Genomic DNA, 24,626 nt, shown 5'->3' with positions numbered 1-24,626 from the left:
GGTTGTTGTGCGAATCGAATGGGAAGATGCGGTATGCAAAGTTGCCGGCGCGGCCGGAACGCTCACGCAACTGGGGGCGAAATGCCGGGCTTCAAGGTCAGAACCGCTCGCCCGGCGCCAGGTAGCGCCACTGGCCCACGGGCAGGTTGCCCAGCAGCACCCGGCCGATGCGGATGCGCTTGAGGCCCACCACCTTCAGGCCCACGAGCTCGCACATGCGGCGGATCTGGCGCTTCTTGCCCTCGCGCAGCACGAAGCGCAGCTGCTCGGGGTTCTGCCAGTCCACCTGGGCGGGCTTGAGCGGCTGGCCGTCGAGAAGCAGGCCGTGGCACAGCAGCGCCAGCCTGTCGGCCGGGAACACGGCACGCACGTCCTGCGTGCGCTCGCCGTACTGCACGCGCACCAGGTATTCCTTGTCCACCGCCGAGTCCTCGCCAATGAGCTGGCGCGCCACGCGCCCGTCCTGCGTGAGCACCAGCAGGCCCACGGAATCGATGTCCAGCCGCCCGCAGGGCGCCAGGCCCTTGAGCTGCGCGGGCGCGAAGCGCATGCGGCTCGCGTCGCCCTGCCAGTGCGAGCGCGCGTTGACCAGGGCCACGGCCGGGGTGTGGCCGTCCTCGGCCTGGCCGCTCACGTAGCCCATGGGCTTGTGCAGCAGGATGGTGACCTGCTGGCTCTGGCGGCCCTGGGCGGCGCGGTCCACCTCGATGCGGTCCTGCGGCCCGACCTGCAGGCCCATGACCGCCACCTGGCCATTGACGCGCACCCAGCCCTGGGCGATCCAGTCGTCGGCCTCGCGGCGCGAGCACAGGCCCAGGTCGGCCATGCGCTTGTTCAGGCGCATGCGTCCGTCGGCCGCCGCGGGGGGCCGCGCCGCAGGCGCACGCGCCTGCGCCGGGCGCGCCGTGGAGGGCGCCTTGGCGGCCGGGTCGGGACGGCGCAGCACCAGGCGTGTGCGCGGCGCGGCGCTTGGGGCCTGTGTGGCGGGCGGATGGATGCGGGAGGGCGTATCGGGCATGGCGCTATTGTCGCGCCCGGAGCATTCAGAACGTGTTCTCAGAGCGCAGGGTGGGCCGCGCCCGCCGCCGCCCTGCGGCGCGTACGGGCGCCCTCGTCGCCCTCGGTGCGCGCGAACGGGCTGCTGCGCAGCGCCTGCAGGTCGAGCACGCGCAGGCCGCCGTACTCCACGCGGATCGCGCCCTGCGCCTCCAGAAAGGCCAGGGCCTCGTTCACGCGCTGGCGCGACAGGCCGACCAGGTAGGCCAGCTCCTGCTGGGTGATGCGCAGCACCTGCCCCACCCCCGGGTAGAGCACCGGGTTGAACAGCGCCGCCAAGCCGCGCGCCACGCGCGCGTCGGGGCTGCCCAGGCGGTCGATCTCGCGCGCCGCGATGAACTGGCCCAGGCGTTCGTTGAGCTGGTCCATGATGAAGCGGTTGAAGCCGATGGAGTGGTCCAGCAGCCAGTGAAAGTCATCGATCGGCAAGCCCGCGACCAGGCTGGCGCGCAGCGCCTGCACGTTGAAGCGGTAAGGCTCGCGCTTGATCGCCGTGCCCTCGCCGAACCATCCTCCGGGGGGCATGCCGGTGAAGGTCACCGCCTCTCCCTGGGCGCTCTCGATCGCCACCTTGAGCAGTCCCTCGACTACACCGAACCAGTATGTGGGCGAGCGGCCGGTGCGGCAGACGTAGTCGCCCGGACGAGCGTCCCCCACCACCAGCGCGGCCACGGCGCGCTCGCGCTCGGCCGGCTGCAGCAGGCCCAGCCAGGGAATGCCGCCGAGTTCGTGCGCGGTGGGCGGGCGGCGCCGTTGGTGCAGGGACGCGTCTTGGTTCATGCATGCAAGCATGGCGCGAAACCGCCCCGGCCGGGCAGCGGGAATACCACGACCGGCACCGAGCCTGCCAGGCAATCGCTATTTATTTGATAGCTTATAGCGCTTTATGAACAAGCGCTACGGGCATATTTCCCCCTAAATCTACTGCACGGGCAGGGCGTAGCGGTAGCCACGGAACGACCAGACCGTGCGGCCCGGCTCTATGCGTTCGAGCACCAGCCCTGGCGCGGCCTGGTCGCCCTCGTGCAGCACCTGGCGGTTGACGATAACCATGCGGTACAGCGGGTTGGAGGAATAGGTCAGGCCGGCCAGCTGCAGCGTGGGCAGTTGCTCGCGCACGGCCGGCGGCAGGTCGGCCTGGGCGAACACGGGCGCAGCCGGCGCCTCGGCCGGCTTCGGCGGCGCGCTGCGCGGGGGCGGCGCCTTGGCAGCCGGGGCTGGGCCAGCTTCGGCAGCGCGGCGCTCGGCCCGCGCCGCGGGCTGGGCGGGGCGTGGCGGCGGCGCGGCCTGCGCGGGCCGTGCCGCCGATGCGGGTGCGGCGGCAGGCGCCGATGCGGGCGCGGCCTGCACGGCGGCCGGCGGCGCGGGAGGCGCCACGGCGGCGACAGGGGTGGACGGGGCGACCACCGGCGCGGGCGCGGACGGAGTGCGCCACAGCCACCAGGCGCCACCCGCCAGGCCGACGCCCAGCGCCAGCGCGAGCAGCGCCCTCAGCATGCTGCGCGCCGGACTCGCATCGGCCGCGGGCAGGCCGGCCGCGGGCGTGGTGGGCGTGTGCAGGCCCGGCACGCTGCCGCGGCCGCGCTCAGCCTGGGCGCGCCGCAAGGCGTCGAGGATGTAGGACATGGGTTCAGGCTCCGCCGCGCAAGCGCGGCTCTTGCACGCCGGCGGCGCGGTTGAGCAGCATCAGGGTCAAGGGGCCGGCCTGGCCATCGGGCGTGAGGCCCTGTCCCAGCTGGAACTGGTGCACGCGCGCGCGCCGCACCTCGGGCGATACGCCGCGCGATCCGGCCGGCGCGGCGCCGGCCAGCGCCAGCTGCCGGTCCAGCCAGGCGGCGCCGGCGGCCGTGGCGGCCACGTCATCGCCGGCGGGCAGGTTGGCGGGGGCCTTCCACAGCGTGGCGGTCTCACCGTGCCACAGCGGCGCCAGCTCGACCACTGGCACCTGCAGTGTGGCGCCGTCAACGCCCTGCAGCGTGGCCATGGCGCCGTCGAGCCGGAGCAGCACGGCGCCGCGCGCGCCCTGCTGCGCATCGGACGGCTGCAGCGTCAGCAGCGCCGGCCGGTCCAGCAAGCGCAGCAGGTTCAGGCTGGCGCGGCGGCTGCGCCAGCAGCGCAGCCCCTCGGGCGCCAGCACGGCGCAGGGGTCGGCCACGTCGGCCGGCAGGCTGGCCTGCCATGCCTGCGCCAGCAGTTGCCAGGCCGGCGCCGTGTCCGCCGCGGGCTGCGCGGACAGGAAGCGCGCCAGCGTGAGGGGCACCGCTGGCGCCGAGGCCGCGGCCTGCGGGGCGGACGCCCCGGACGCGGCAGCCGCGGCGACTGGCGCCGCGGAGGCCTGCGGCGCCGGTGCCTGTGCCGCGGGGCGCCCGGCCACGGCCGCTGGCTGCGGCCACCAGCCCATGGACCAGCCCAGCCCGGCCACGGCGGCCGCGCCCAGCAGCCCCCCCGCGCCAGCGGCCCACCAGCGCGCGCGCCCCCCGGCGGGCCGGGGGGCGGCGGCGTTCGCGTCGAACACCTCGCGCGCGGCCTTGCGCACCATGGCGTCGCTGACCTCGCGCACGCCCGCGGCGTAGGCGCCGAGCAGCGCGCGGTCGCACAGCAGGTTGATGCGCCGCGGCACGCCCCCCGCCAGCGCATGCACGCGCGCCAGCGCCCGGCGCTGGAACGGCGGCGGCCCCTGCAGCCCGGCCACGGCCAAGCGGTGGGCGATGTACTGGCGCGTCTCCTCAGGGCCCAGCGCCTGCAGGTGGTAGCGCGCGATGACGCGCTGCGCGAGCTGCTCCAGCTCGGGGCGGGCCAGCATGGCGCGCAGCTCGGGCTGGCCGATCAGGATGATCTGCAGCAGCTTGCGCTCGCTGGTCTCCAGGTTGGTAAGCAGGCGCAGCTGCTCCAGCACGTCGGGCGCCAGGTTCTGCGCCTCGTCGATGATGAGCACGTTGTTGCGCCCGGCGGCGTGCTGCTGCAGCAGGAATTCGTTGAGCGGGTCCAGGCAGTCCTTCACGGTCTCGGCGCCGGGCACCGCAGGCCGGTGGACCACGCCGAACTCGTCGCAGATGGAGCGCAGCAGCTCGGGCACCGTGAGCTTGGGGTTGAAGATGTAGGCCACGTTGCAGTGCGCCGGAATCTGCTCCAGGAAGCAGCGGCACACGGTGGTCTTGCCGGTGCCGATCTCACCCGTGAGCAGCACGAAGCCGCCGCCCGCATCCAGCCCGTAGAGCAGGTGCGCCAGCGCCTCGCGGTGCCGCTCGCTCATGAACAGGTAGCGCGGGTCGGGTGCGATGGAGAACGGCGCATGCGCGAGGCCGAGGAACGCTGCGTACATGGGGGCGAGGATACAGCGCCCCGGCGCACCGGGGCAGACAGGCCGGGATAGGCCGCACAGCCCCCGATTCAGGGTTTGCCCCCCGGGGATTAACCCTTTAAATGTCGTTCAGAAGACAAAATAACGTCAAAGTCGTTCCTAATATCCGCGTCAATCTCGGGTAGCGGCACGCCGCCGCCCTGAACCCCTCGCCCTCCACTGATCCTGATAAGGAACGGGAATGACGACCACCTTCCCCCAACTACTGCTGCAGCACGCCGCACAGCGCCCGGATGCCCCCGCCCTGCGCGAGAAGGAATACGGCATCTGGCAGACCTGGAGCTGGAAGGCCGCCGCCGCCGAGGTGCGCCTCATGGCCTGCGGCCTGCTGTCGCTAGGTTTCGCCAAGGGCCAGAACCTGGCGCTGATCAGCGACAACCGGCCGCACGTGTACATGGGCTTCATCGCCGTGCAGAGCATAGGCGGGGTGCCGATCCCGCTGTACCAGGACGCGGTGGCCAACGAGATGCGCTTCGTCATGGAGGACGCAGAGATCCATTTCGCGTTCGCCGAAAACCAGGAGCAGGTGGACAAGCTGCTGGAGGTGCGCGAGTCCGTGCCCGGCATCGCCCACATCATCTACGACGACCCGCGCGGCCTGCGCAACTACGACCAGCCGGGCCTGATCAGCACCGCCGAGCTGGTGGCCAGGGGCAGGCAGTGGGACCAGGCCCATCCCGGGGTGTGGGAGTCCATGCTCGGGCAGGTCAGCCCGCAGGACGTGTCGGTCATCCTCTACACCTCGGGCACCACGGGCAAGCCCAAGGGCGTGTGCCAAACGCACGCGAGCTTCATCGGCGCGGCCAGCGGCGCGGCCGAGGTGGACAAGCTGGGCCCGCAGGACAGCATCATCTCCTACCTGCCGCCGGCCTGGGTGGGCGACCACCTGTTCTCGCTGGCGCAATGGCTGGTGGCGGGCTACACCATCAACTGCCCTGAGTCGGCCAGCACCGTCAGCATCGACATGCGCGAGATCGGCCCGACCTATTACTTCGCGCCGCCGCGCGTGTTCGAGGGCATGCTGACCTCGATCTCCATCCGCATGGAGGACGCGGCCCCCTTCAAGCGCCGCATGTACGAGAAGGCCATGGAGCTGGCGCGCCGCGTGGGCTCGGACATCCTGGACGGCAAGCCGGTGGGCGCCCTGGACCGGCTCAAGTACCGCCTGGCCGACTTCGCCGTCTACGGGCCGCTGCGCAACGTCATGGGGCTGTCGCGCATCCGCGTGGCCTACACGGCCGGCGCGGCGATAGGGCCGGAGCTGTTCAAGTTCTTCCGCTCCATAGGCATCAACCTCAAGCAGTTCTACGGCCAGACCGAGACCTGCGCCTACGTCTGCCTGCAGCGCGACGGCCAGGTGGACCTCAACAGCGTGGGCCAGGCGGCGCCGGGCATCGAGCTGAAGCTGGCGGACAACGGCGAGGTGCTGGTCAAGGGCGTCGCGGTGCTCAAGGAGTACTACAAGCGCCCCGACGCCACGGCCGAGGTCATCGACGCCAGCGGCTACTTCCACACGGGCGACGCGGGCGTGATCGACGCCAACGGCCAGCTGCGCATCATCGACCGCGCCAAGGACGTGGGCAAGCTCAGGAGCGGCGCAATGTTCGCGCCCAACTACATCGAGAACAAGCTCAAGTTCTTCTCGCACATCAAGGAAGCCGTGTGCTTCGGCCACGACCGCGACCAGGTCTGCGCCTTCATCAACATCGACTTCGAGGCCGTGGGCAACTGGGCCGAGCGGCAGAACCTGCCCTACGCCGGCTACGTGGACCTGGCCTCCAAAGCCAAGGTGCTGGAGCTGGTCGCCGACTGCGTGGCCCAGGTCAATGCCGACCTGGCGCGCGAGAGCGGCATGGCCGACACCCAGGTGGCGCGCTTCCTGGTGCTGCACAAGGAGCTGGACCCGGACGACGACGAGCTCACGCGCACGCGCAAGGTGCGGCGCAACTTCATCGCCGAAAAGTACGGCGTGCTGATCGATGCCCTGTACGCGGGCAAGGGCGAGCAGTTCATCGAGACCCAGGTGAAGTTCGAGGACGGGCGCACGGGGACGGTGAGCGCCACGCTCAAGATCATCGACGCCAAGACCTACCCGGCCAGCGCCGCCGCCTGACACGAGAGGCCACCCCCATGACCAGCAAGAAGATCGGCGACGTCATCCTGGACGTCAAGAACATCAGCCTCAGGTTCGGCGGCGTCAAGGCGCTGACCGACATCTCGTTCGACGTGCGCGAGCACGAGATCCGCTCCATCATCGGCCCCAACGGCGCGGGCAAGAGCTCCATGCTCAACTGCATCAACGGGGTCTACACGCCGCAGGAGGGATCGATCACCTTCCGCGGCAAGACCTTCAGCCACATGAACAGCCGCCAGGTGGCCGAGATGGGCGTGGCGCGTACCTTCCAGAACCTGGCGCTGTTCAAGGGCATGAGCGTGATCGACAACATCATGACCGGGCGCAACCTCAAGATCAAAAGCAACCTGCTCATGCAGGCGCTGCGCATAGGCCCGGCCGAGCGCGAGGAGATCCGCCACCGCGAGTTCGTCGAGCACATCATCGACTTCCTGGAGATCCAGGCCTGGCGCAAGACCCCCGTGGGCCAGCTGCCCTACGGCCTGCAAAAGCGCGTGGACCTGGGGCGCGCCCTGGCCATGGAGCCGCAGGTGCTGCTGCTCGACGAGCCCATGGCCGGCATGAACGTGGAGGAGAAGCAGGACATGTGCCGCTTCATCCTCGACGTGAACGACGAGTTCGGCACCACCATCGTGCTCATCGAGCACGACATGGGCGTGGTGATGGACATCAGCGACCGCGTGGTGGTGCTGGACTACGGCAAGAAGATCGGCGACGGCGCGCCTGACGAGGTGCGCGACAACGAAGACGTGATCCGCGCCTACCTGGGCACGGCCCACTGAGACTAGCAGGAGCACAGAACATGGGATTTTTCCTCGAAACCCTGATCGGCGGCCTGATGGTGGGCACGCTGTACGCGCTGATCGCCATCGGCTTCGTGCTGATCTTCAAGGCCTCGGGCGTTTTCAACTTCGCCCAGGGCGCGATGGTGCTGTTCTCGGCCCTGGCCATGGCGCGCTTCGCCGAGTGGATTCCCGGCTGGCTGGGCATGACGCCCGGGCTGGTGGGCAACCTGCTGGCCATCGTGGTCACGCTGGCGCTGATGGTGGTGGTGGCCTGGGTGATCGAGCGCTTCGCCCTGCGCCACCTCGTGAACCAGGAGCCCATCGCGCTGCTGATGGCGACCCTGGGCATCGCCTACCTGCTCGACGGCCTGGGGCCCATGGTGTTCGGCAGCGCGGTCTACAGCATCAACGTGGGCATGCCCAAGGACCCGGTGTTCGTCATGGACGGCCTGATCGAGGGCGGCGTCATGATCAGCCTGGAGGACCTGTACGCCGCCTGCATCGCCGCGCTGCTGGTGGTGTGCCTGAGCCTGTTCTTCCAGAAGACCAAGACCGGGCGCGCCCTGCGCGCCGTGGCCGACGACCACCAGGCGGCCCAGTCGATCGGCATCCCGTTGTCGCGCATCTGGGTCATCGTGTGGTCGGTGGCCGGCGGCGTGGCCCTGGTGGTGGGCATCATCTGGGGCTCCAAGCTCGGCGTGCAGTACTCGCTGTCGCTGGTGGCCCTCAAGGCCCTGCCGGTGGTGATCCTGGGCGGGCTCACCTCGCTGCCGGGCGCCATCATCGGCGGCCTGATCATCGGCGTGGGCGAGAAGCTCTCCGAGGTCTACATCGGCCCCATGGTGGGCGGCGGCATAGAGACCTGGTTCGCCTATGGCCTGGCGCTGTGCTTCCTGCTGGTGCGGCCCCAGGGGCTGTTCGGCGACAAAATCATTGATCGCGTGTAAAGAACCAAGGGAGAACACGCCATGTTTTACCGTGAGAACGGCCAGTTCAAGACCAGCTACTCGGCCGACCAGCAGATCTTCGCCGTCACCCAGGACCGCATCGCCATCGGGCTGATCCTGGCCGTGGCCTTCGTGGTCGTGCCCATGGTGGCCAGCGACTATTTCTTCCAGGCCATCCTGATCCCGCTGCTGATCATGTCGCTGGGCGCGCTGGGGCTGAACATCCTGGTGGGCTACTGCGGCCAGATCTCGCTGGGCACGGCGGCCTTCATGGCCGTGGGCGCCTATGCCGCCTACAACCTGCAGGCGCGCTTCGACGGCATGCCGCTGCTGCTGGCGCTGATCGGCGGCGGCCTGATCGCCATGGTGTTCGGCGTGGTGTTCGGCCTGCCGTCCTTGCGCATCCGGGGCCTGTACCTGGCCGTGGCCACGCTGGCGGCGCAGTTCTTCGTGGACTGGATCACCACCCGCGCCGACTGGGTGACGAACAACTCCTCCTCGGGCTCGGTCAGCGCCAAGGCCCTGGCCATCGCCGGCTGGCAGATCGACACGCCGATGGAGAAGTACCTGCTGTGCCTGGGCATCCTGTGCGTGCTGGGGCTGGCCGCCAAGAACCTGGTGCGCAGCTCGGTGGGCCGCGAATGGATGGCCATGCGCGACATGGACGTGGCCGCCGCCGTGATCGGCATCCGCCCGGTGTACGCCAAGCTGTCGGCCTTCGCCGTCAGCAGCTTCATCGTCGGCATTGCCGGCGCGCTGTGGGGCTTCGTGCACCTGGGCGCCTGGGAGCCCGCGGCCTTCAGCCTGGACAGGTCGCTGCAGCTGCTGTTCATGGTCATCATCGGCGGCCTGGGCTCCATCATGGGCAGCATCTTCGGCGCGGCGTTCTTCATCCTGCTGCCGCTGCTCCTGAACCAGGTGCCGCACTGGCTGGGGCTACCGATCTCCACGGCCACCGCCACCTACCTGGAGCACATGATCTTCGGCGCGCTGATCGTGTTCTTCCTCATTGTCGAGCCCCACGGCCTGGCCAAGCTATGGTCCACGGCGCGCCAGAAGCTGCGCGTGTGGCCGTTCCCGCATTGATTTCCCCCCTGCAGCCCCGCCAGGACTGCCTTTCACAACCCCGAAGGAGACTGAGACCATGATGTTCAAGAAAGCCGCAATCGCTGCCGCCACGGTGGCCGCAGGCATGGGCGCCCTGCTGGGCTCGCCCGCCGCACAGGCGCAGGAGCAGTTCCAGCCGCTGCTGGTGTACCGCACGGGCCAGTTCGCCCCGCTGGGCATTCCATGGGCCGATGGCAAGCAGGACTACCTCAAGCTGGTCAACGCCAGGGGCGGCATCAACGGCGTGAAGATCGCGTTCGAGGAATGCGAGACCGCCTACGACACGGCCAAGGGCGTGGAATGCTACGAGCGCCTCAAGAGCCGCCCGGGCGGCACCGCCAGCTTCGACACCCAGTCCACGGGCATCACCTACGCCGTGAGCGACAAGGCGCCCGGCGACAAGGCCACCATCGTCACCGCGGGCTACGGGCTGTCGCAGTCGGCCGACGGCCGGGTGTTCGAGTGGAACTTCCCGCTGCTGGGCACGTACTGGACGGCGGCCGACTCCATCATCCAGGACATCCTGAAGAAGGAGAAGGGCAGCCTCAAGGGCAAGAAGATCGCCCTGGTCTACCACGACTCGCCCTACGGCAAGGAGCCCATCCCGCTGCTGGAGAAACGCGCCGCCAAGGAGGGCTTCGAGCTGCTCAAGCTGCCGGTGACGGCGCCCGGCGTGGAGCAGAAGTCCACCTGGCTGCAGGTGCGCCAGCAGCGCCCCGACTACGTGCTGCTGTGGTCGGCCGGCGTGATGACGCCCACCGCCGTGCGCGAGGCCCAGGCCACGGGCTACGCCCGCGAGAAGATCTACGGCATCTGGTGGGCCGGCTCGGACCATGACGTCAAGGACATCGGCGCCGGCGCCAAGGGCTACAACACCGTCACCATCCACAACACCGCCGAGCACGACAAGGTGCACGACGAGGTCAAGGCCCAGCTCTACGACAAGGGCCAGGGCACGGCCAAGGATGCCAAGGAGCTCGGCGCCATGGCCCATACGCGCGGCATGGTGATCTCCATGCTGCAGGTCGAGGCCATCCGCACGGCGCAGGAGAAGTTCGGCAAGGGCAAGGTCATGACCTCCGAGCAGGTGCGCTGGGGCCTGGAGAACCTCAACCTGACGCAGGAACGCCTGAACGAGCTGGGCTTCGGCAAGATCCTCAAGCCGATCAAGACCAGCTGCGAGAACCACATGGGCACCGACTGGTCGCGCATCGCGCAGTGGGACGGCGCCAAGTGGGTGGCGGTCTCTGACTGGTACCAGGCCGACAAGTCCCTGATCGATCCCCTGGTCAAGGAATACGGCGAAAAGTACGCCAAGGAGAAGAACCTCAAGGTGCGCAGCTGCAGCTGATCTGATGCGCCCGCCCCTGGTGGGTGCGCACGCGCGCATCCACCAGGCCCGCGCGGTCGCACGATCACAGCAAAATATGGACCGAACGCTTGCCTGGCAAGCGCCTATAGCTATCAAACAATGAGCATCAGGTGACCCCATGAGCGCTGCCTCCCAACCCACCGCCGCCCCCGCCGCCAGCGCCACGCCGCTGGTGGAGGTCAACGGCATCGAAGTCATCTACAACCACGTGATCCTGGTGCTCAAGGGCGTCTCCCTGAAGGTGCCGCACCACAGCATCGTGGCCCTGCTGGGCGGCAACGGCGCCGGCAAGACCACCACGCTGCGTGCCATCTCCAACCTGCTCAAGGGCGAGCGCGGCGAGGTCACCAAGGGCGGCATCACGCTGGAGGGCGAGCGCATCGAGAACCTCTCGCCCGCCGACCTGGTCAAGCGCGGCGTGGTGCAGGTCATGGAGGGCCGGCACTGTTTCGCCCACCTGACGATCGAGGAGAACCTGCTCACCGGCGCCTACACGCGCAGCGACAGGGGCGAGATCGCCGCCAACCTGGAGAAGGTCTACAGCTACTTCCCGCGCCTGAAGACGCGCCGCACCAGCCAGGCGGCCTACACCTCGGGCGGCGAGCAGCAGATGTGCGCCATCGGCCGCGCCATCATGAGCAACCCGCGCATGGTGCTGCTCGACGAGCCCTCCATGGGCCTGGCGCCGCAGATCGTGGACGAGGTGTTCCACATCGTCAAAGACCTCAACAGCAAGGAGAAAGTCACCTTCCTGCTGGCCGAGCAGAACACGAACATGGCGCTCAAGTATTCGGACTACGGCTACATCATGGAAAGCGGGCGTATCGTCATGGACGGCCCGGCCCAGGAGCTGGCCAACAACGAGGACGTGAAAGAGTTCTATCTGGGCATGGGTGGGGGTGAGCGCAAAAGCTTCAAGGACGTCAAGAGCTATAAACGGCGCAAGCGCTGGCTCGCCTGAGCACCCCAGATTCCATGGCGGCCAGCGCAATCCACGCCTGATGTCTGGCCGCTTTTGTCCTGAAAACCGGAACGCATAGGAAACCACGGCATGAACAAGTTCTACGACGCCCTGGAAACCCGCTCCTCCGCTGAGCGCGAGGCAGACCAGATGGCCGCGCTGGCCCGGCAGATCGCCCATGCCCAACAGGCCGCGCCGGCCTTCGCCGAGATCCTCGCCGGGATCGATGCCGGCAGCATCGCCAGCCGCGGCGCGCTGGCGCAGCTGCCCGTCACGCGCAAGTACGAGCTGCAGCAGCGCCAGCAGGCGGGGCGCGCCGAATCCCCCTTCGGCGGCTTCGCCGGCATGGGCTTTGGCTCCGCCATGCCGCGCGTGTTCGCCAGCCCCGGCCCCATCTACGAGCCCGAGGGCGCGCGCCGCGACTACTGGCGCATGGCCCGCGCCCTGTACGCCGCGGGCTTTCGGGCCGGCGACCTGGTGCACAACTGCTTTTCCTACCACTTCGTGCCCGCCGGCTCGATGATGGAGACGGCCGCCCACGCCCTGGGCTGCACGGTGTTTGCCGGCGGCACCGGCCAGACCGAGCAGCAGGTGCAAGCCATGGCCGACCTGCGCCCGGCGGGCTACGTGGGTACGCCGAGCTTCCTCAAGATCATCCTGGAGAAGGCCGCCGAGATGGCAGTGGAGCTGCCCAGCGTGACCAAGGCCCTGTTCTCGGCCGAGGCCTTCCCGCCCTCGCTGCGCGACTGGTTCGCCGAGCGCGGCGTGACGGGCTTCCAGTGCTACGGCACGGCCGACCTGGGCCTGATCGCCTACGAGACCGAGGCGCGCGAGGGCCTTGTGCTCGACGAGGGCGTGATCGTCGAGATCGTGCGCCCCGGCACGGGCGACCCCGTGCCCGAAGGCGAGGTGGGCGAGCTGGTCGTGACCACGCTCAACCCCGACTACCCGCTGATCCGCTTCGGCACCGGCGACCTCTCGGCCGTGCTGCCCGGCGCCTGCCCCACGGGCCGCACCAACACGCGCATCAAGGGCTGGCTGGGCCGCGCCGACCAGACCACCAAGGTGCGCGGCATGTTCGTGCAGCCGGGCCAGGTGGCGGCCGTCGTCAAGCGCTTCCCGCAGGTGCAGCGCGCGCGCCTGGTGGTCAGCGGCGAGATGGCCAACGACCAGATGGTGCTGCAGGTCGAGACCACCGAAACCGCCGCCGGCCTGGCGCAACTGCTGGCCGAGGCGCTGCGCGAGGTCACCAAGCTGCGCGGCGAGGTGCAGATGCTGCCACCAGGCAGCCTGCCCAACGACGGCAAGGTCATCGAGGACGCGCGCAGTTACCGCTGAGGCGCGCCCTTTCCCCTTGCGGGAGAGGGGTTGGCGAGCGGGAGCGCGCAGCGCAATAGAGCGCCGGGAAGCAAGGCAGGCGTTCATGCTTCCTCTCTATCATTGCGTTTTTTCTCAAGGAGCATCATGAACCACCCCTTCAAGCTCGTCCTGGGCGCGGCCGCCATCCTGGCCGCCTTCGGCGTCTGCGCGCAGACCTATCCGGCAGCCGGCAAGACCATCACCATCGTCGTCCCCTTCACCGCGGGCGGCCCCACCGACCGCGTGGCGCGCGACCTGGCCGAGGCGCTGCGCAAGCCCCTGGGCGGCGCCACCATCGTCGTGGACAACACGGCCGGCGCCGGCAGCTCGATCGGCATGGCCAAGGTGGCGCGCGCCGCGCCGGACGGCTACACGCTGCTGCTCAACCACATCGGCATGGCCACCGTGCCCAGCATGTACCGCAAGCTGCCCTTCAACGTCGAGAACGACTTCGAGTACCTGGGCATCATCAACGACGTGCCCATGACGCTGATCGGCAAGCCCACGCTGCCGGCCAACAACTACAAGGAACTGACGGCCTGGATCGCAGCCAACAAGGGCAAGGTCAACCTGGCCAACGCTGGGCTGGGATCGGCCTCGCACCTGTGCGGCCTGATGTTCCAGAGCGCGCTCCAGACCGAGATGACGTCCGTGCCCTACAAGGGCGCCGCGCCCGCCATCGCCGACCTGATGGGCAACCAGGTGGACCTGCTGTGCGACCAGACCACCAACACCACCAGCCAGATCGAGGCCAAGAAGGTCAAGGCCTACGCCGTGACCACGCCCAAGCGCCTGGCAACGCCCGCGCTCAAGGGCCTGCCCACGCTGCAAGAGCTGGGCCTGAAGGACTTCCAGGTCACGATCTGGCACGGCCTGTACGCCCCCAAGGGCACGCCCGCGGCCGTGGTCAAGACCATCAATGACGCGCTGAAAGTCGCGCTCAAGGACCCGCAGTTCGTCAAGAACGAGGAGGCCCTGGGTGCCGTGGTCACCACCGACAAGCGCCTCGAACCCGCCGAGCACAAGAAGTTCGTGCAGGCCGAGACCGCCAAGTGGGGCGCGGTCATCAAGGCCGCCGGCTCCTACGCGGATTGATCCCGCCCCGCAGGCAGGCCCTCCAAAGCCCGGTGCCCATGCGCCGGGCTTTTTTATTGGACTATTGCGGGTAATCCTGCTGCCCATGCGCGCCCCTGCCGGCCTACAAACGGTGCTTTCTTCACATTCCCCGGGAGAACGCATGCACATCGACACCCCACGCCGCCAGTCACTGCGCGCCATTGCCGCCGCCTTCGCCCTGGGCCTGGGCGCCGCCGGCGCCGCGCAGGCCCAGGCCACCTGGCCCACCAAGCCCGTGCGCATCGTCGTACCGTTCGCGGCCGGCGGCACCACCGACATCCTGGCGCGCGCCATCGCGCCCGAGCTGGGCAAGGCCTTCGGCCAGCAGTTCATCGTGGACAACCGCGGCGGCGCGGGCGGCAACATCGGCGCGGAGCTGGTGGCCAAGTCGGCGGGCGACGGCTACACGCTGCTCATGGGCACGGTGGGCACGCACGGCATCAACCGCGCGCTGTACGCCAGGCTGCCCTACGACCCGATCAAGGACTTCGCGCCCATCACGCTGGTGGCCTCGGTGCCCAACGTCATGGTCATGAACACCGAGAAGGCGCGCGCCCTAGGCATCGGCAACGTGCAGGACTTCATACGCTACGCCAAGGCCAACCCGGGCAAGCTCAACATGGCCTCGAGCGGCAACGGCACCTCCATCCACCTGGCGGGCGAGCTGTTCAAGACCATGACCGGCACCTTCATGCTGCACATGCCCTACCGCGGCTCGGCCCCGGCGCTGCTGGACATGGTGGGCGGCAACATGGACGTGATGTTCGACAACCTGCCCTCGTCCATGGCGCACATCAAGGCCGGCAAGCTCAAGGCGCTGGCCGTGACCAGCGCCCAGCGCTCGGCCGCGCTGCCCGACGTGCCCACGGTGGAGGAAGCCGGCGGCCCCGCGCTCAAGGGCTTCGAGGCCAGTTCCTGGTTCGGCCTGCTCGCGCCCGCGGGCACGCCGCCCGACGTGGTGCAGCGCATCCAGCAGGAGGTGGCCAAGGCGCTCGCCTCGCCGGCCGTGAAGGAGCGGTTGCTGGCCCAGGGCGCCATCCCTGGCGGCAACACGCCGGCCGAGTTCGCCGGCCTGATCGACAGCGAGCACCGCAAGTGGGCGCAGGTGGTCAAGGCCTCGGGCGCCAAGGTCGATTGACCCGCGCGCCCATGGGCGCCGCTCACCAGACCACGTCGTGGTCTTCGGCAGCGCTGCGGCGCAGCATGTCGATGAACGGCGCCGCGCGCTGGCGCAGCCGCACGGTGTCGCGCGGGGGCTGCTGCTCGCCGTCGGCGCCTTCGGCCTCCTCGGCGGGTGCGCCGGCATTCGCCTCGTCAGCGGCCACGGCGGCCTCCAGGGCGGCGATGGCGGCGGGGATCTGCGCCGCGGTCACGATGCCGTGGGGGTCGGGCGTCTTGCCGATGATTTCCAGCAGTTGCCGGCCATTGGGTTCGAGCATGATGAGGTCGGCCGTGGCGCGGGATTTGAATTTGAAGAGCATCTGAATGTCCTCGAAAAAGGATCAGGACGCGGCGGCATGCGCCGCGGCCCTATCTTCGTACATGTAGGCGCGGTTGAAGGGATAGTCGGACTGCGCGCCCGCGAGCGCCCCCGCCGCGACCTCGCCCGTGGGGCGCGCGGCCAGTACCTGGTGCAGCGCGACCCAGCCATGCTCGAACGCCAGCGCGCAGCCCGCCAGGTACAGGCGGTAGGCGCGCAGGGCCTTCTCGCCCTGCTCCTGTCCATGCTGGTCCACGAGGATGCGGCGCGCCTCGTCCAAGCGGGTCTCCAGCCGATCCGACCAGGCCCACAGCGTGCGCGCGTAGTGCGGGCGCAGGTTCTCCGTGTCCACCATTTCCAGCCCGGCGCGCGCCATTTCCTGCAAAGCCCGGCTCACGTGCATCAGCTCGCCGCCAGGGAAGATGTAGCGCTCGATGAAGTCGCCCATGCCCGCGCCCAGGCCGGCGGCGTTGTCCAGCCCGCCGGCCGTGATGCCGTGGTTCATCAGCAGGCCACCGGGGCGCAGCAGGCGGTGCACGGTGGCGAAGTAATGCCCCATCTGCGCATGGCCCACATGCTCGAACATGCCGACCGAGGCGATCTTGTCGAAGGGCTCGGGCACCTGCAGCACGCGGTAGTCGAGCAGCTGCATGCGCACCCGGCCCTGCAGGCCGCGCTCCTCGATGAGCCGCTGCACGTGGGCATGCTGGTTGCGCGACAGGGTGATGCCCGTGGCGTCCACGCCGTAATGCTCGGCGGCCCACAGCAGCAGGCCGCCCCAGCCCGCGCCTATGTCCAGGAAACGCTCGCCGGGGCGCAGCATGAGCTTGCGGCAAATGTGGTCGAGCTTGGCCTCCTGCGCCTGGGCCAGGGTCATGCCGTCCGCGCGGAAATAGGCGCAGGAATAGACGCGCCGCGGGTCCAGCCACAGGGCATAGAAGTCGTCGGACAGGTCGTAGTGGTACTGGATGTGCTGCGCATCCCGGGCCCGTGTGTGGGCGGCCATGGAACGCGCGCGCAGCAGCACGCGCCGCCACCAGGCCACCTGCTCGTCGCGCGCCGGATCGGAGCGCAGCATGGCCGCCGCCGCCGCCATGAGCTGGCGCATGCTGCCCTCCAGCGCCACGCGGCCCTCGACGATGGCCGCGCCCACGTTGCCGATCTCGCCCATGGCCAGCGCCACGACCGCCATGCGGTCGCGAAAGCGCAGGCGCAGGTCGGCATTGGCATTGCCCAGGCGCAGGCCGCCGGGCAGTTCCACGGCGATGCCGACCGGCGACTGCGCCAGGCTGGATTCCAGGGAATTGAGCAGATGCTTCACGAAACGCCCTCCTACCTTTTGGCAAACGCGATTCTTGGAGGCTGCGCGCAGCCCCGTCAATCGGCCAAGGCCGACACGAGGGAGCAGCCCCGGCCGAAAGCGCGCGGCCCCGCGTGAGGGTAGGCCGCAATGCAGCATACGTCAAATCGGCATGAAGCGCTTATCCACCAAGCGCTCACAGCTACTCTATTGGGAGCACCGAGGCAGCCTGCGGGCCAGGGGGCCCCACGGGTATGGCCTAATACGGGGTTTTCACCGTTCATTCATTGCAGGAGCCATCATGGGCAACAAAATCGTCACCGAAGCCGATCGCAAGCGCACCCCCCGTCCCACCCCCATGCCCGGCATGCCCGTGGCCACGCATGGCCGCGGCCAGCGCGTGAGCCTGGAGCGCGGCACGGCCACGCGCAGCAAGAAGAATCCGGGCAAGCGCCACGGCTGATTCGCCGCCACCCGGTGGCAACGCGGCAGCCCTCCTCGGAGGGCTGTTTTTCATTGGGGCGGGGCAAATGCGGCCCGCGCCGCATGCGCCGCGGCACGCGCGCCGCAGCCCTCGATGTGGTCGTTGACCAGCCCCATGGCCTGCATGAAGGCGTACATGGTCGTGGGGCCGACGAAGCTGAAGCCCCGTTTCTTCAGGTCCTTGGACAGCGCCGCCGACGCCGCGCTGGTCGTGAGCGCACGCACGGCTTCGAGCGTCATGCGCCCAGGCCTGTCCTGCGCGGCCTGCGGTGCATAGCGCCAGACGTAGGCGGCCAGCGAGCCGAACTCGCCGCGCAGTTCGAGCACGCGCCGCGCGTTGTTGATGGCCGATTCGATCTTGCCGCGGTGGCGCACGATGGCAGCAATGCCCATCAGGCGCTCGACCTCGGCCGGGCCGAAGCGCGCCAGCTCCTCGGCCTCGAAGTTCGCCATCGCCGCGCGGAAGGCCTCGCGCTTGTTCAGGATGGTGATCCAGGAGAGACCCGCCTGGAAGCCCTCCAGGCAGAGCTTCTCGAACAGGCGGCGCTCGTCCGCCACGGGAAAGCCCCATTCATGGTCGTGGTAGTGGCGGTACAGCGGCGAGGCGCGGCACCAGAAGCAGCGCGCGTGGCCGCCGTCGTCGGTGAACAGGCCTGTATCGGTGGTGTCTGGCATGGCGGTATTCTGCATGCCGTCATGCAACGCATCGCCTCATCACTCCTCATCCCGCTGCTCGCCCTGCTTCTCTCGGGCTGCGCGCATTCGGGCGGCACGCCCGGCTACTACTGGCAGTCGCTGCGCGGGCATCTGGCGCTGCTGCAGGCGGCACGCCCCGTGCAGGAATGGATCGACAGCCCGGACACCCCGGCGCCGCTGCGCGCGCGGCTGGAGCTGGCACGGAAGGCGCGCGCCTTCTCCATCATCGACCTGGCCCTGCCCGACAACGCCAGCTACCGGCGCTACGCGCGCCTGGACCGCCGCGCGGCCGTGTGGAACGTGGTGGCGGCCGGGCCCTACTCGCTTGAGCTCCACCGCTGGTGCTTTCCCGTCACCGGCTGCATAGGCTACCGGGGCTACTTCGACGAGGCCGACGCCCGCGCCGAGGCCGCCCGGCTGGCCGCCACGGGGCTGGAGGTGAACGTATACGGCGTGCCCGCCTATTCCACGCTGTGCTACAGCAACTGGCTGGGCGGCGATCCGCTGCTGTCCACCTTCATCGCCTGGCCCGAGGGAGACTTCGTGCGCCTGCTGTTCCACGAGCTGGCGCACCAGCAGGTCTACGCCGAGGGCGACACGGCGTTCAACGAGTCCTACGCCACGGCCGTGGAGCGCCTGGGCGTGCAGCGCTGGCTGGAGCGGCATGCCACGCCCGCGGTGCGCGCACAGTTCGCCGCCAGCGAGCAGCGCCGCGCGCAGTTCCGCGCCCTCACGCGCGCCACGCGCGAGCGCCTGGCGGCCATTTATGAGCAAAAGAGCGATACAACACCCGACCACACTGCCCTTGCAGCTATGAAATCAGAAGCAATGCTGCAGTTCCATGCCAACTATGCGCTGCTGCGCTCGCGCTGGCTGGCGGCGCACACGCCGCCCGCGCAGCTGGCGCCCCTGGACCAGTGGGTGCGCGAAGCCAACAACGCCAGCTTCGCGGCGCAGGGCGCCTACGACGACCTGGTGCCGGCCTTCGTGGCGCTGTTCGAGCGCGAGGGGCGCGACTGGCCGCGCTTCCATGCGGCCGTTCGGGCCCTGGCGAAGATGCCGCAGCCCGGGCGCGAGGAGGCGCTCAAGGCGCTGGCCGGCTGACCTCAGCCGCGCAGCGATTCGATGAGGTCGATGTACTGCTGCTTGGCCGCGTCGCTGGCCGTGCCCTTGAGCTTTTCCCAGGCGTCCCATTTGGCGCGGCCCACGATGTCGGAGAAGCTCGGCTTCTTCTCGGCGTTGTCGCCCGCCGTGGCCTGCTTGTACAGGGCGTAGATCTTCAGCAGCGTGGGGTTGTCGGGGCGCTCGGTCAGCAGCTTGGAGTTGGCGACGGCGGCCTCGAAGGCGGCGTTCAGGTCGGACATGCGGGTCTCCTAATCAAAAACCCGCAGTGTAGCCAATACGCGAACGATCGTTCTTTTTTACGCCACCCTCATGCCGTCGGATTCGCCAGCCACTGGCGCGCCAGTTCCACCCAGTAGGTGCCGCCCAGCGGGATCAGCGCGTCGTTGAAGTCGTAGCTCGGGTTGTGCAGCGTGCAGGGGCCGGCGCCATGGCCCATGTCGCGGTGCGTGCCGTCGCCGTTGGCGATGAAGACGTAGGCGCCCGGCTTGGCCTGCAGCATGAAGGAGAAGTCCTCGGCCCCGCCCGTGGGCTCCTGCGGCAGCACCTTGTCTTCGCCGACGATGCCGGCCATCACCCGGCGCGCGAACTCGGCCTCGGCAGCGGAGTTCACCGTAGGCGGGTAGTTGCGCACGAACTCGAACTCGCACGTGGCCTCGAACGCCGCGCAGGTGTGCTCGGCCACCTGGCGCATGCGCCGCTCGATCATGTCCAGCAGTTCGATGGAGAAGGTGCGCACCGTGCCCTGCAGCACGCAGAAGTCGGGCACCACGTTGGTGGCCTCGCCGGCCCGGATCATGGTGACCGAGATCACGCCGGCCTCGATGGGCTTCTTGTTGCGGCTGATGATGGTCTGGAAGGCCTGCACCATCTGGCAGGCCACGGGCACGGGGTCAATCCCCAGGTGCGGCATGGCGCCATGGCTGCCCTTGCCGTGGATGGTGATCTTGAACTCGTTGCTCGACGCCATCACCGGCCCGGGGCTCACGGCGAAGCTGCCCGCGGGCATGCCGGGCCAGTTGTGCATACCGAACACGGCCTGCATGGGGAAGCGCTCGAACAGGCCGTCCTTGATCATCTCGCGCGCGCCGCCGCCGCCCTCCTCGGCCGGCTGGAAGATCAGGTACACCGTGCCGTCGAAGTCGCGGTGCCCGGCCAGGTGCTGCGCCGCCGCCAGCAGCATGGCCGTGTGCCCGTCATGGCCGCAGGCGTGCATCTTGCCCGCATGCTTGCTGGCGTGGGCGAAGGTGTTGAACTCCTGCATGGGCAGGGCGTCGATGTCCGCGCGCAGGCCCACGGCGCGGCCGCAGGCGCCGCCGTCGCGGCCGTGCACGATGCCCACCACGCCCGTGGTGCCCAGGCCGCGGTGGATGGGGATGCCCCATTCGGTGAGCTTGGCGGCGATCAGGTCGGCCGTGCGCTCTTCCTTGAAGCACAGCTCGGGATGGGCATGGATGTCGCGCCGCACGGCGGCGATGGCGGGCGCTGCGGCAGCGATGGAATCGATAACTTTCATGGTGTGCGTCCTTACGAGCCGGTCAGTCTAGCCCGGCCCCCGACCCCGCGCCACCAGGGGCTTATTTGCACTGCAGCATGGCGCCAGCTTCTCCGCGCCCTTCAGCAGAAGGGCTCCAGCGCCTCGCGCAGCAGGTGCAGGTAGCGGTCCTTGTTGCGCAGTAGTTCCGCGTTCTCCGCGCCGATGCCCAGCGCCATCACGGGCTGCTGCGGGTGCGATGGAATCAGGCACGCGACCACGCCCGCCTGCGGGTTCACCGTGCCGGTGGTAAGCGAGTAGCCGGTCTCGCGGATGCGGTCCATCTCTTCGAGCAGGTCGGCTTCGGACACGCGGTTCTCCGGCCGCGTCTCCGAGGCGTTGATGCGCCGCAGCAGGTAGATCAGCTCCGCGTCGGGCTTGCTGGAGAGAACCGCCTTGCCCACCGAGGAGCGCGCCAGCGGCCGCAGCGAGCCGGGCTTGAGGTACCACTTGAGCTGGCTGCGCCGCTGCGGCGTCTGGCACACGTTGATGTACTGCACGTAGATGTCGTTCTGCAAGCCGAGGATGACGGTGGCCGAGGTCCTGGCGTGCAGGTCGTTGACGATCTTGGACAGGCTGCGTTCGCTGTACAGGTTCTCGGTGATCCAGCTGCCCAGCAGGGCCACGCGCACGGTGGGGAAGTACTTGCGGCTCTTGCGGTCGTAGTCCAGGTAGCGCAGGCGCATCAGCGTCTGCAGCAGCACCGTGCTACTGGACTGGGGGTAGCCCAGCTCGTTGACCACGTCGGCGGTGCTCATGGGCCTGCGGTGCTCGGCGAAGAACTCCAGCAGCTCCAGCACGCGCGTGGCCGACTTGACGTTGGCGTCCGGCACGGAAGCCATAGTGCCTCAGGCAGCGGCCAGCCAGCGTCGCGCGATCTCCAGGTGCAGCAGCTCCACCATGCCGCCGTCGAGCTTGATCGCGCCGCTGCCCTGGTTCTCCGGCAGGGCGAAGGCCTGCACCACCTTCTCGGCCCAGGCGCGCTCCTCGGGCGTGGGCGCGAAGGCCACATGCGCGGGCGCGATCTGCGCGGGGTGGATCAGCGTCTTGCCGTCGAAGCCCATGGCGCGCGCCTGCGCGGCCTCGCGCGCGAAGCCTTCCGCGTCCGAGAAGTCGTTGTACACGCCGTCCAGCACGCGCAGGCCGCGCGCCTTGGCATGGATGAGCACGGTGGAGAGCCAGGCCAGCATATGCCGGCGGCCATCGTCCATGCGCGTGCCGGTGAGGCGGGCGATGTCGTTGGTGCCGATCACCAGCGTAGTCAGGGGATAGGCCTCGCCGGGCGCCTGGTTGGCGTCGGCCAGGCGGGCGATGTCGGCGATGCCCAGCGGCGTCTCGACCATGGCCCAGACGGGCAGGCCCGGCGCGCCCGCCGCGCGCAGGCCGTCGCGCAGCGCCTGCAGAGCCTCCAGGGTTTCGTACTTGGGGATCAGCACGGCGGCGGGCCGCGCGCGGGCCACGGCCTGCAGGTCGGCGGCGAATTCGGGCGTGTCCACGCCGTTGGTGCGCACGACCAGGGCACGAGCCGCATTGGCGGGCTCGGCCAGCGTCTGCACGATGCGCTCGCGCGCCTCGGCCTTCTTCTCGGGCGCGACCGCGTCCTCCAGGTCGAGCACGACCACGTCGGCCGCGAGGCCGGGGATCTTCTGGAGCGCGCGCTCCTTGTCGCCGGGCATGTAGAGCACGGAGCGCATGGCGCCGATGGGGGAAGTGGCTTGGGTCATGGAAGTCCTGCGTCGGTCATTGGAAGAAGGGAGAAGAGCGGTGCCGAGTATTCCTCCTCCTCTCCCCCTCAACATATCACGTATGTGATGTATTGAAGACCCTCTGCCAATCCACGGCATGCATCACGGATGTGATGGATTCGGCGCGGCATGGCTCCGATACTTCTTCGCAGGCCTCACGGAACGGGGCGGCAGGAGACAGGCAATGACGACAGAAGCGGCGGCACTGCGGGCCGTCCAGGGCACCGCCGCGCGGCCCCCGGGGGAGCTCACCGACACCCTGGCCGGGCTGATGTGCGAGGGCGGCGCCGATGCGGTGCCGGACGTGGCCCGCGAATGCGCGCGGCACGCGCTGCTGGACTGGGCCTGCGTGGCGCTGGCCGGCATGCGCGAGCCCGCGGTGCGCATCGTGGCGCGGCTGCACGACCCGCAGTGGGAGCCCAGCGTCGGCCTGGTGCCGTTCACCGGCCCCTCGGCCCCGTGGGCCGTGCTGGTCAACGGCACGGCTGGGCATGCGCTGGACTACGACGACGTGAACTCCCGCATGCACGGCCACCCCAGCGTGCCCGTGGTGCCGACGGCCCTGGCGGCGTCGGCCCTGCGCGGCTGCAGCGGCCGGCAACTGCTGGACGCCGTGGTGCTGGGGCACGAGGCCGAGGCCCTGGTGGGCGAGCAGTTCGGCGGCGCGCACTACGCCAACGGCTTTCATGCCACTGGCACCATCGGCACCTTCGGCGCCGCCGCAGCAGCAGCCCATGTGCTGGGCCTCACGGACGCACAGGCGCGCCACGCGCTGGGCCTGGCGGCCACGCAGGCGGCCGGGCTCAAGTGCATGTTCGGCACCATGGCCAAGCCGCTGCACGCGGGCAAGGCGGCGATGAACGGCCTGTGGGCCGCCCGGCTAGCGCAGCAGGGCTTCACCGCCGCGGCCGACGGCATCGAGGGCGCCCAGGGTTTCGCCGCCACGCAGTGCACGGGCCTGCGCGAGGCGCCGGTGGTGTCGGAGCGCTGGGCCGTGCAGGACACGCTCTACAAATACCACGCCGCCTGCTACCTCACGCATTCGGCCATCGAGGCGCTGCGCGCCCTGCTGGCGCGCACGCGCCTCGCGCCCGAGGACGTCGAGCGCCTGGACGTGCACGTGCCCCCCGGGCACGACAGCGTCTGCAACATCGCCGCGCCGGCCACCGGGTTGCAGGTCAAGTTCTCGCTGCGCCACCTGATGGCCATGGTGGCGCACGGCCACGACACGGCCGACCTGGACGCTTACACCGACGCGCTGGCGTGCGACGCCGATCTGGTGCGCTGGCGCGAGCGCGTGCAGGTGCGCTTCGAGCACCTGCCCAGCGCCAAGGGCGCGCGGGTGGAACTGCACGCGCGCGGCGGCGCGGTGCACGCGCACTACGCCGACGTGGGCGTCCCGCGCGAGGACCTGCCCGCGCAATGGCGGGCCCTGGTCGCCAAGGGCCGCGCCGTCACGCGCGGCGTGCTGGCGCCGGGACGCTTCGATGCCCTGGTGCGGTGCATCGAGACGCTGGAGCGCCAGCCCGATCTTCTTTCCCTGCATGAGGCGATCACGACATGACGACAACGACAGACGACATTGTGGATTTTCTGGAACGCAGCGCGGCCGAGTGGCCGCGCGGCAACCGCTTCGAGGACTTCGCCATCGGGCGCCGGTTCAGGCACCACTGGGGGCGGACCGTGACGGAGGCGGACAACACGCTCTTCTCCACGCTGACGCTGGCCTACAACCCGGTCTACACCAACGCCCACCTGGCCCGCGCGGAGGGCCTGCCGGGCTCGCCGGTGAACCCGCTGCTGGTCTTCAACGTGGTGTTCGGCCTGTCGGTCGAGGACCTGTCCGAGGGCGGCGGGCCCTTCCTGGGCGTGGACGACCTGGAGTACCTGCAGCCCGTCCAGCCGGGCGAGACGCTGTATGCCGAATCGGAAGTGATCCAGGCCCGGCTGGCGGACAAACGCCCCGGCTACGGCATCGTGCAGTGGCACACCGTGGGTCGCAACGCCGCGGGCGCGCCCGTCATCGCATTCAAGCGCGCCAACCTGGTGCGCACAAGGAGCTGAACCC

Annotated in this window: 24 protein-coding genes; 13 read left to right on the top strand and 11 right to left on the bottom strand. The window is 69.5% G+C overall.

Annotated features, from left to right (window positions below; all coding sequences use genetic code 11):
- Nucleotides 1–97 precede the first annotated feature (97 nt).
- The 4 genes from ALIDE2_RS02530 to ALIDE2_RS02515 all read right to left on the bottom strand — a co-directional run bounded on the left by ALIDE2_RS02530 (nt 98) and on the right by ALIDE2_RS02515 (nt 4,378).
- Nucleotides 98–1,018 (bottom strand): pseudouridine synthase, encoded by a 921-nt coding sequence (locus ALIDE2_RS02530; RefSeq protein WP_013517449.1) that lies wholly within the window; start codon nt 1,016–1,018, stop codon nt 98–100.
- 38 nt (nt 1,019–1,056) lie between these two features.
- Nucleotides 1,057–1,836 carry a Crp/Fnr family transcriptional regulator gene (locus ALIDE2_RS02525; protein ID WP_238530090.1) on the bottom strand — a complete coding sequence of 260 codons (780 nt, stop codon included), beginning with the start codon at nt 1,834–1,836 and terminating at the stop codon, nt 1,057–1,059.
- Nucleotides 1,837–1,977: 141 nt separating this feature from the next.
- Nucleotides 1,978–2,682, bottom strand: a complete 705-nt coding sequence (locus ALIDE2_RS02520; RefSeq protein WP_013721307.1) for a general secretion pathway protein GspB — start codon at nt 2,680–2,682, stop codon at nt 1,978–1,980.
- 4 nt (nt 2,683–2,686) lie between these two features.
- A complete protein-coding gene (locus tag ALIDE2_RS02515) occupies nt 2,687–4,378 on the bottom strand; it encodes an AAA family ATPase (RefSeq protein ID WP_013721306.1) in 1,692 nt (563 codons plus the stop codon).
- A 220-nt stretch (nt 4,379–4,598) separates the two neighbouring features.
- On the opposite strand from ALIDE2_RS02515, the gene ALIDE2_RS02510 reads away from it, so the two are divergent.
- The 9 genes from ALIDE2_RS02510 (at nt 4,599) to ALIDE2_RS02470 (ending at nt 15,336) form a co-directional block, all read left to right on the top strand.
- Nucleotides 4,599–6,530 (top strand): AMP-dependent synthetase/ligase, encoded by a 1,932-nt coding sequence (locus ALIDE2_RS02510; protein WP_013721305.1) that lies wholly within the window; start codon nt 4,599–4,601, stop codon nt 6,528–6,530.
- 17 nt (nt 6,531–6,547) lie between these two features.
- A complete protein-coding gene (locus tag ALIDE2_RS02505) occupies nt 6,548–7,333 on the top strand; it encodes an ABC transporter ATP-binding protein (protein ID WP_013517444.1) in 786 nt (261 codons plus the stop codon).
- Between the two features lie 20 nt (nt 7,334–7,353).
- Nucleotides 7,354–8,283 (top strand): branched-chain amino acid ABC transporter permease, encoded by a 930-nt coding sequence (locus ALIDE2_RS02500; protein ID WP_013517443.1) that lies wholly within the window; start codon nt 7,354–7,356, stop codon nt 8,281–8,283.
- 21 nt (nt 8,284–8,304) lie between these two features.
- A complete protein-coding gene (locus ALIDE2_RS02495; RefSeq protein WP_013517442.1) occupies nt 8,305–9,369 on the top strand; it encodes a branched-chain amino acid ABC transporter permease in 1,065 nt (354 codons plus the stop codon).
- Nucleotides 9,370–9,427: 58 nt separating this feature from the next.
- Nucleotides 9,428–10,741: an ABC transporter substrate-binding protein gene (locus ALIDE2_RS02490; protein WP_013517441.1), complete on the top strand. Its 1,314-nt coding sequence runs from the start codon at nt 9,428–9,430 to the stop codon at nt 10,739–10,741.
- A 139-nt stretch (nt 10,742–10,880) separates the two neighbouring features.
- Nucleotides 10,881–11,723, top strand: a complete 843-nt coding sequence (locus tag ALIDE2_RS02485) for an ABC transporter ATP-binding protein (RefSeq protein WP_013517440.1) — start codon at nt 10,881–10,883, stop codon at nt 11,721–11,723.
- A 90-nt stretch (nt 11,724–11,813) separates the two neighbouring features.
- Complete coding sequence (locus ALIDE2_RS02480) at nt 11,814–13,061, top strand: phenylacetate--CoA ligase family protein (RefSeq protein ID WP_013517439.1); 1,248 nt, start codon at nt 11,814–11,816, stop codon at nt 13,059–13,061.
- A gap of 126 nt (nt 13,062–13,187) precedes the next feature.
- On the top strand, nt 13,188–14,177 hold the full coding sequence (locus ALIDE2_RS02475) for a tripartite tricarboxylate transporter substrate-binding protein (protein ID WP_013517438.1): 990 nt from the start codon (nt 13,188–13,190) through the stop codon (nt 14,175–14,177).
- A gap of 142 nt (nt 14,178–14,319) precedes the next feature.
- The gene (locus tag ALIDE2_RS02470) at nt 14,320–15,336 is read left to right on the top strand and encodes a tripartite tricarboxylate transporter substrate binding protein (protein WP_013517437.1); all 1,017 of its coding nucleotides are present in this window, start codon (nt 14,320–14,322) and stop codon (nt 15,334–15,336) included.
- 22 nt (nt 15,337–15,358) lie between these two features.
- Here ALIDE2_RS02470 and ALIDE2_RS02465 read toward each other — a convergent pair whose 3' ends face one another.
- Nucleotides 15,359–15,679 carry a DUF1840 domain-containing protein gene (locus ALIDE2_RS02465; RefSeq protein WP_013517436.1) on the bottom strand — a complete coding sequence of 107 codons (321 nt, stop codon included), beginning with the start codon at nt 15,677–15,679 and terminating at the stop codon, nt 15,359–15,361.
- Between the two features lie 21 nt (nt 15,680–15,700).
- A complete protein-coding gene (locus ALIDE2_RS02460; RefSeq protein ID WP_013721304.1) occupies nt 15,701–16,999 on the bottom strand; it encodes a class I SAM-dependent methyltransferase in 1,299 nt (432 codons plus the stop codon).
- A 280-nt stretch (nt 17,000–17,279) separates the two neighbouring features.
- On the opposite strand from ALIDE2_RS02460, the gene ALIDE2_RS25250 reads away from it, so the two are divergent.
- Nucleotides 17,280–17,441, top strand: a complete 162-nt coding sequence (locus tag ALIDE2_RS25250; RefSeq protein ID WP_013517434.1) for a hypothetical protein — start codon at nt 17,280–17,282, stop codon at nt 17,439–17,441.
- A gap of 50 nt (nt 17,442–17,491) precedes the next feature.
- Here the strand turns inward: ALIDE2_RS25250 and ALIDE2_RS02455 are convergent, their stop codons facing one another.
- A complete protein-coding gene (locus ALIDE2_RS02455) occupies nt 17,492–18,136 on the bottom strand; it encodes a DNA-3-methyladenine glycosylase I (RefSeq protein WP_238530088.1) in 645 nt (214 codons plus the stop codon).
- 21 nt (nt 18,137–18,157) lie between these two features.
- On the opposite strand from ALIDE2_RS02455, the gene ALIDE2_RS02450 reads away from it, so the two are divergent.
- Nucleotides 18,158–19,261 (top strand): aminopeptidase, encoded by a 1,104-nt coding sequence (locus tag ALIDE2_RS02450; RefSeq protein WP_013721303.1) that lies wholly within the window; start codon nt 18,158–18,160, stop codon nt 19,259–19,261.
- A gap of 2 nt (nt 19,262–19,263) precedes the next feature.
- Here ALIDE2_RS02450 and ALIDE2_RS02445 read toward each other — a convergent pair whose 3' ends face one another.
- The 4 genes from ALIDE2_RS02445 to ALIDE2_RS02430 form a co-directional block, all read right to left on the bottom strand.
- Nucleotides 19,264–19,521, bottom strand: a complete 258-nt coding sequence (locus ALIDE2_RS02445; protein ID WP_013517431.1) for an acyl-CoA-binding protein — start codon at nt 19,519–19,521, stop codon at nt 19,264–19,266.
- A 68-nt stretch (nt 19,522–19,589) separates the two neighbouring features.
- Nucleotides 19,590–20,795 (bottom strand): M20 aminoacylase family protein, encoded by a 1,206-nt coding sequence (locus ALIDE2_RS02440; protein WP_013721302.1) that lies wholly within the window; start codon nt 20,793–20,795, stop codon nt 19,590–19,592.
- A 101-nt stretch (nt 20,796–20,896) separates the two neighbouring features.
- Nucleotides 20,897–21,655: an IclR family transcriptional regulator gene (locus ALIDE2_RS02435; RefSeq protein WP_013517429.1), complete on the bottom strand. Its 759-nt coding sequence runs from the start codon at nt 21,653–21,655 to the stop codon at nt 20,897–20,899.
- A gap of 6 nt (nt 21,656–21,661) precedes the next feature.
- Nucleotides 21,662–22,537 carry an HpcH/HpaI aldolase/citrate lyase family protein gene (locus tag ALIDE2_RS02430; protein ID WP_013721301.1) on the bottom strand — a complete coding sequence of 292 codons (876 nt, stop codon included), beginning with the start codon at nt 22,535–22,537 and terminating at the stop codon, nt 21,662–21,664.
- Nucleotides 22,538–22,742: 205 nt separating this feature from the next.
- Between ALIDE2_RS02430 and ALIDE2_RS02425 the strand changes: the two genes are divergently transcribed.
- Entirely contained in the window at nt 22,743–24,122 is a 1,380-nt protein-coding gene (locus ALIDE2_RS02425; protein WP_013721300.1) for an MmgE/PrpD family protein, read from the top strand.
- Nucleotides 24,119–24,622 carry a MaoC family dehydratase gene (locus ALIDE2_RS02420; RefSeq protein WP_013517426.1) on the top strand — a complete coding sequence of 168 codons (504 nt, stop codon included), beginning with the start codon at nt 24,119–24,121 and terminating at the stop codon, nt 24,620–24,622. The genes ALIDE2_RS02425 and ALIDE2_RS02420 overlap by 4 nt, the downstream gene beginning before the upstream one ends.
- The last annotated feature ends 4 nt before the right edge of the window (nt 24,623–24,626 follow it).

Origin of the sequence: Alicycliphilus denitrificans K601, from assembly GCF_000204645.1 — a bacterium.
GTDB lineage: Bacteria > Pseudomonadota > Gammaproteobacteria > Burkholderiales > Burkholderiaceae_C > Alicycliphilus > Alicycliphilus denitrificans.
The sequence above is the reverse complement of the archived record's forward strand: the minus strand, read 5'-3'. Positions and strand labels throughout refer to the sequence as shown.

Bases quoted from the DNA above. Each gene is read 5' to 3' on its own strand.
- ALIDE2_RS02530 (WP_013517449.1), bottom strand. From the start codon at position 1,018: ATGCCCGATACGCCCTCCCGCATCCATCCGCCCGCCACACAGGCCCCA.
- ALIDE2_RS02525 (WP_238530090.1), bottom strand. From the start codon at position 1,836: ATGAACCAAGACGCGTCCCTGCACCAACGGCGCCGCCCGCCCACCGCG.
- ALIDE2_RS02520 (WP_013721307.1), bottom strand. From the start codon at position 2,682: ATGTCCTACATCCTCGACGCCTTGCGGCGCGCCCAGGCTGAGCGCGGC.
- ALIDE2_RS02515 (WP_013721306.1), bottom strand. From the start codon at position 4,378: ATGTACGCAGCGTTCCTCGGCCTCGCGCATGCGCCGTTCTCCATCGCA.
- ALIDE2_RS02510 (WP_013721305.1), top strand. From the start codon at position 4,599: ATGACGACCACCTTCCCCCAACTACTGCTGCAGCACGCCGCACAGCGC.
- ALIDE2_RS02505 (WP_013517444.1), top strand. From the start codon at position 6,548: ATGACCAGCAAGAAGATCGGCGACGTCATCCTGGACGTCAAGAACATC.
- ALIDE2_RS02500 (WP_013517443.1), top strand. From the start codon at position 7,354: ATGGGATTTTTCCTCGAAACCCTGATCGGCGGCCTGATGGTGGGCACG.
- ALIDE2_RS02495 (WP_013517442.1), top strand. From the start codon at position 8,305: ATGTTTTACCGTGAGAACGGCCAGTTCAAGACCAGCTACTCGGCCGAC.
- ALIDE2_RS02490 (WP_013517441.1), top strand. From the start codon at position 9,428: ATGATGTTCAAGAAAGCCGCAATCGCTGCCGCCACGGTGGCCGCAGGC.
- ALIDE2_RS02485 (WP_013517440.1), top strand. From the start codon at position 10,881: ATGAGCGCTGCCTCCCAACCCACCGCCGCCCCCGCCGCCAGCGCCACG.
- ALIDE2_RS02480 (WP_013517439.1), top strand. From the start codon at position 11,814: ATGAACAAGTTCTACGACGCCCTGGAAACCCGCTCCTCCGCTGAGCGC.
- ALIDE2_RS02475 (WP_013517438.1), top strand. From the start codon at position 13,188: ATGAACCACCCCTTCAAGCTCGTCCTGGGCGCGGCCGCCATCCTGGCC.
- ALIDE2_RS02470 (WP_013517437.1), top strand. From the start codon at position 14,320: ATGCACATCGACACCCCACGCCGCCAGTCACTGCGCGCCATTGCCGCC.
- ALIDE2_RS02465 (WP_013517436.1), bottom strand. From the start codon at position 15,679: ATGCTCTTCAAATTCAAATCCCGCGCCACGGCCGACCTCATCATGCTC.
- ALIDE2_RS25250 (WP_013517434.1), top strand. From the start codon at position 17,280: ATGGGCAACAAAATCGTCACCGAAGCCGATCGCAAGCGCACCCCCCGT.
- ALIDE2_RS02455 (WP_238530088.1), bottom strand. From the start codon at position 18,136: ATGCCAGACACCACCGATACAGGCCTGTTCACCGACGACGGCGGCCAC.
- ALIDE2_RS02450 (WP_013721303.1), top strand. From the start codon at position 18,158: ATGCAACGCATCGCCTCATCACTCCTCATCCCGCTGCTCGCCCTGCTT.
- ALIDE2_RS02445 (WP_013517431.1), bottom strand. From the start codon at position 19,521: ATGTCCGACCTGAACGCCGCCTTCGAGGCCGCCGTCGCCAACTCCAAG.
- ALIDE2_RS02440 (WP_013721302.1), bottom strand. From the start codon at position 20,795: ATGAAAGTTATCGATTCCATCGCTGCCGCAGCGCCCGCCATCGCCGCC.
- ALIDE2_RS02435 (WP_013517429.1), bottom strand. From the start codon at position 21,655: ATGGCTTCCGTGCCGGACGCCAACGTCAAGTCGGCCACGCGCGTGCTG.
- ALIDE2_RS02430 (WP_013721301.1), bottom strand. From the start codon at position 22,537: ATGACCCAAGCCACTTCCCCCATCGGCGCCATGCGCTCCGTGCTCTAC.
- ALIDE2_RS02425 (WP_013721300.1), top strand. From the start codon at position 22,743: ATGACGACAGAAGCGGCGGCACTGCGGGCCGTCCAGGGCACCGCCGCG.
- ALIDE2_RS02420 (WP_013517426.1), top strand. From the start codon at position 24,119: ATGACGACAACGACAGACGACATTGTGGATTTTCTGGAACGCAGCGCG.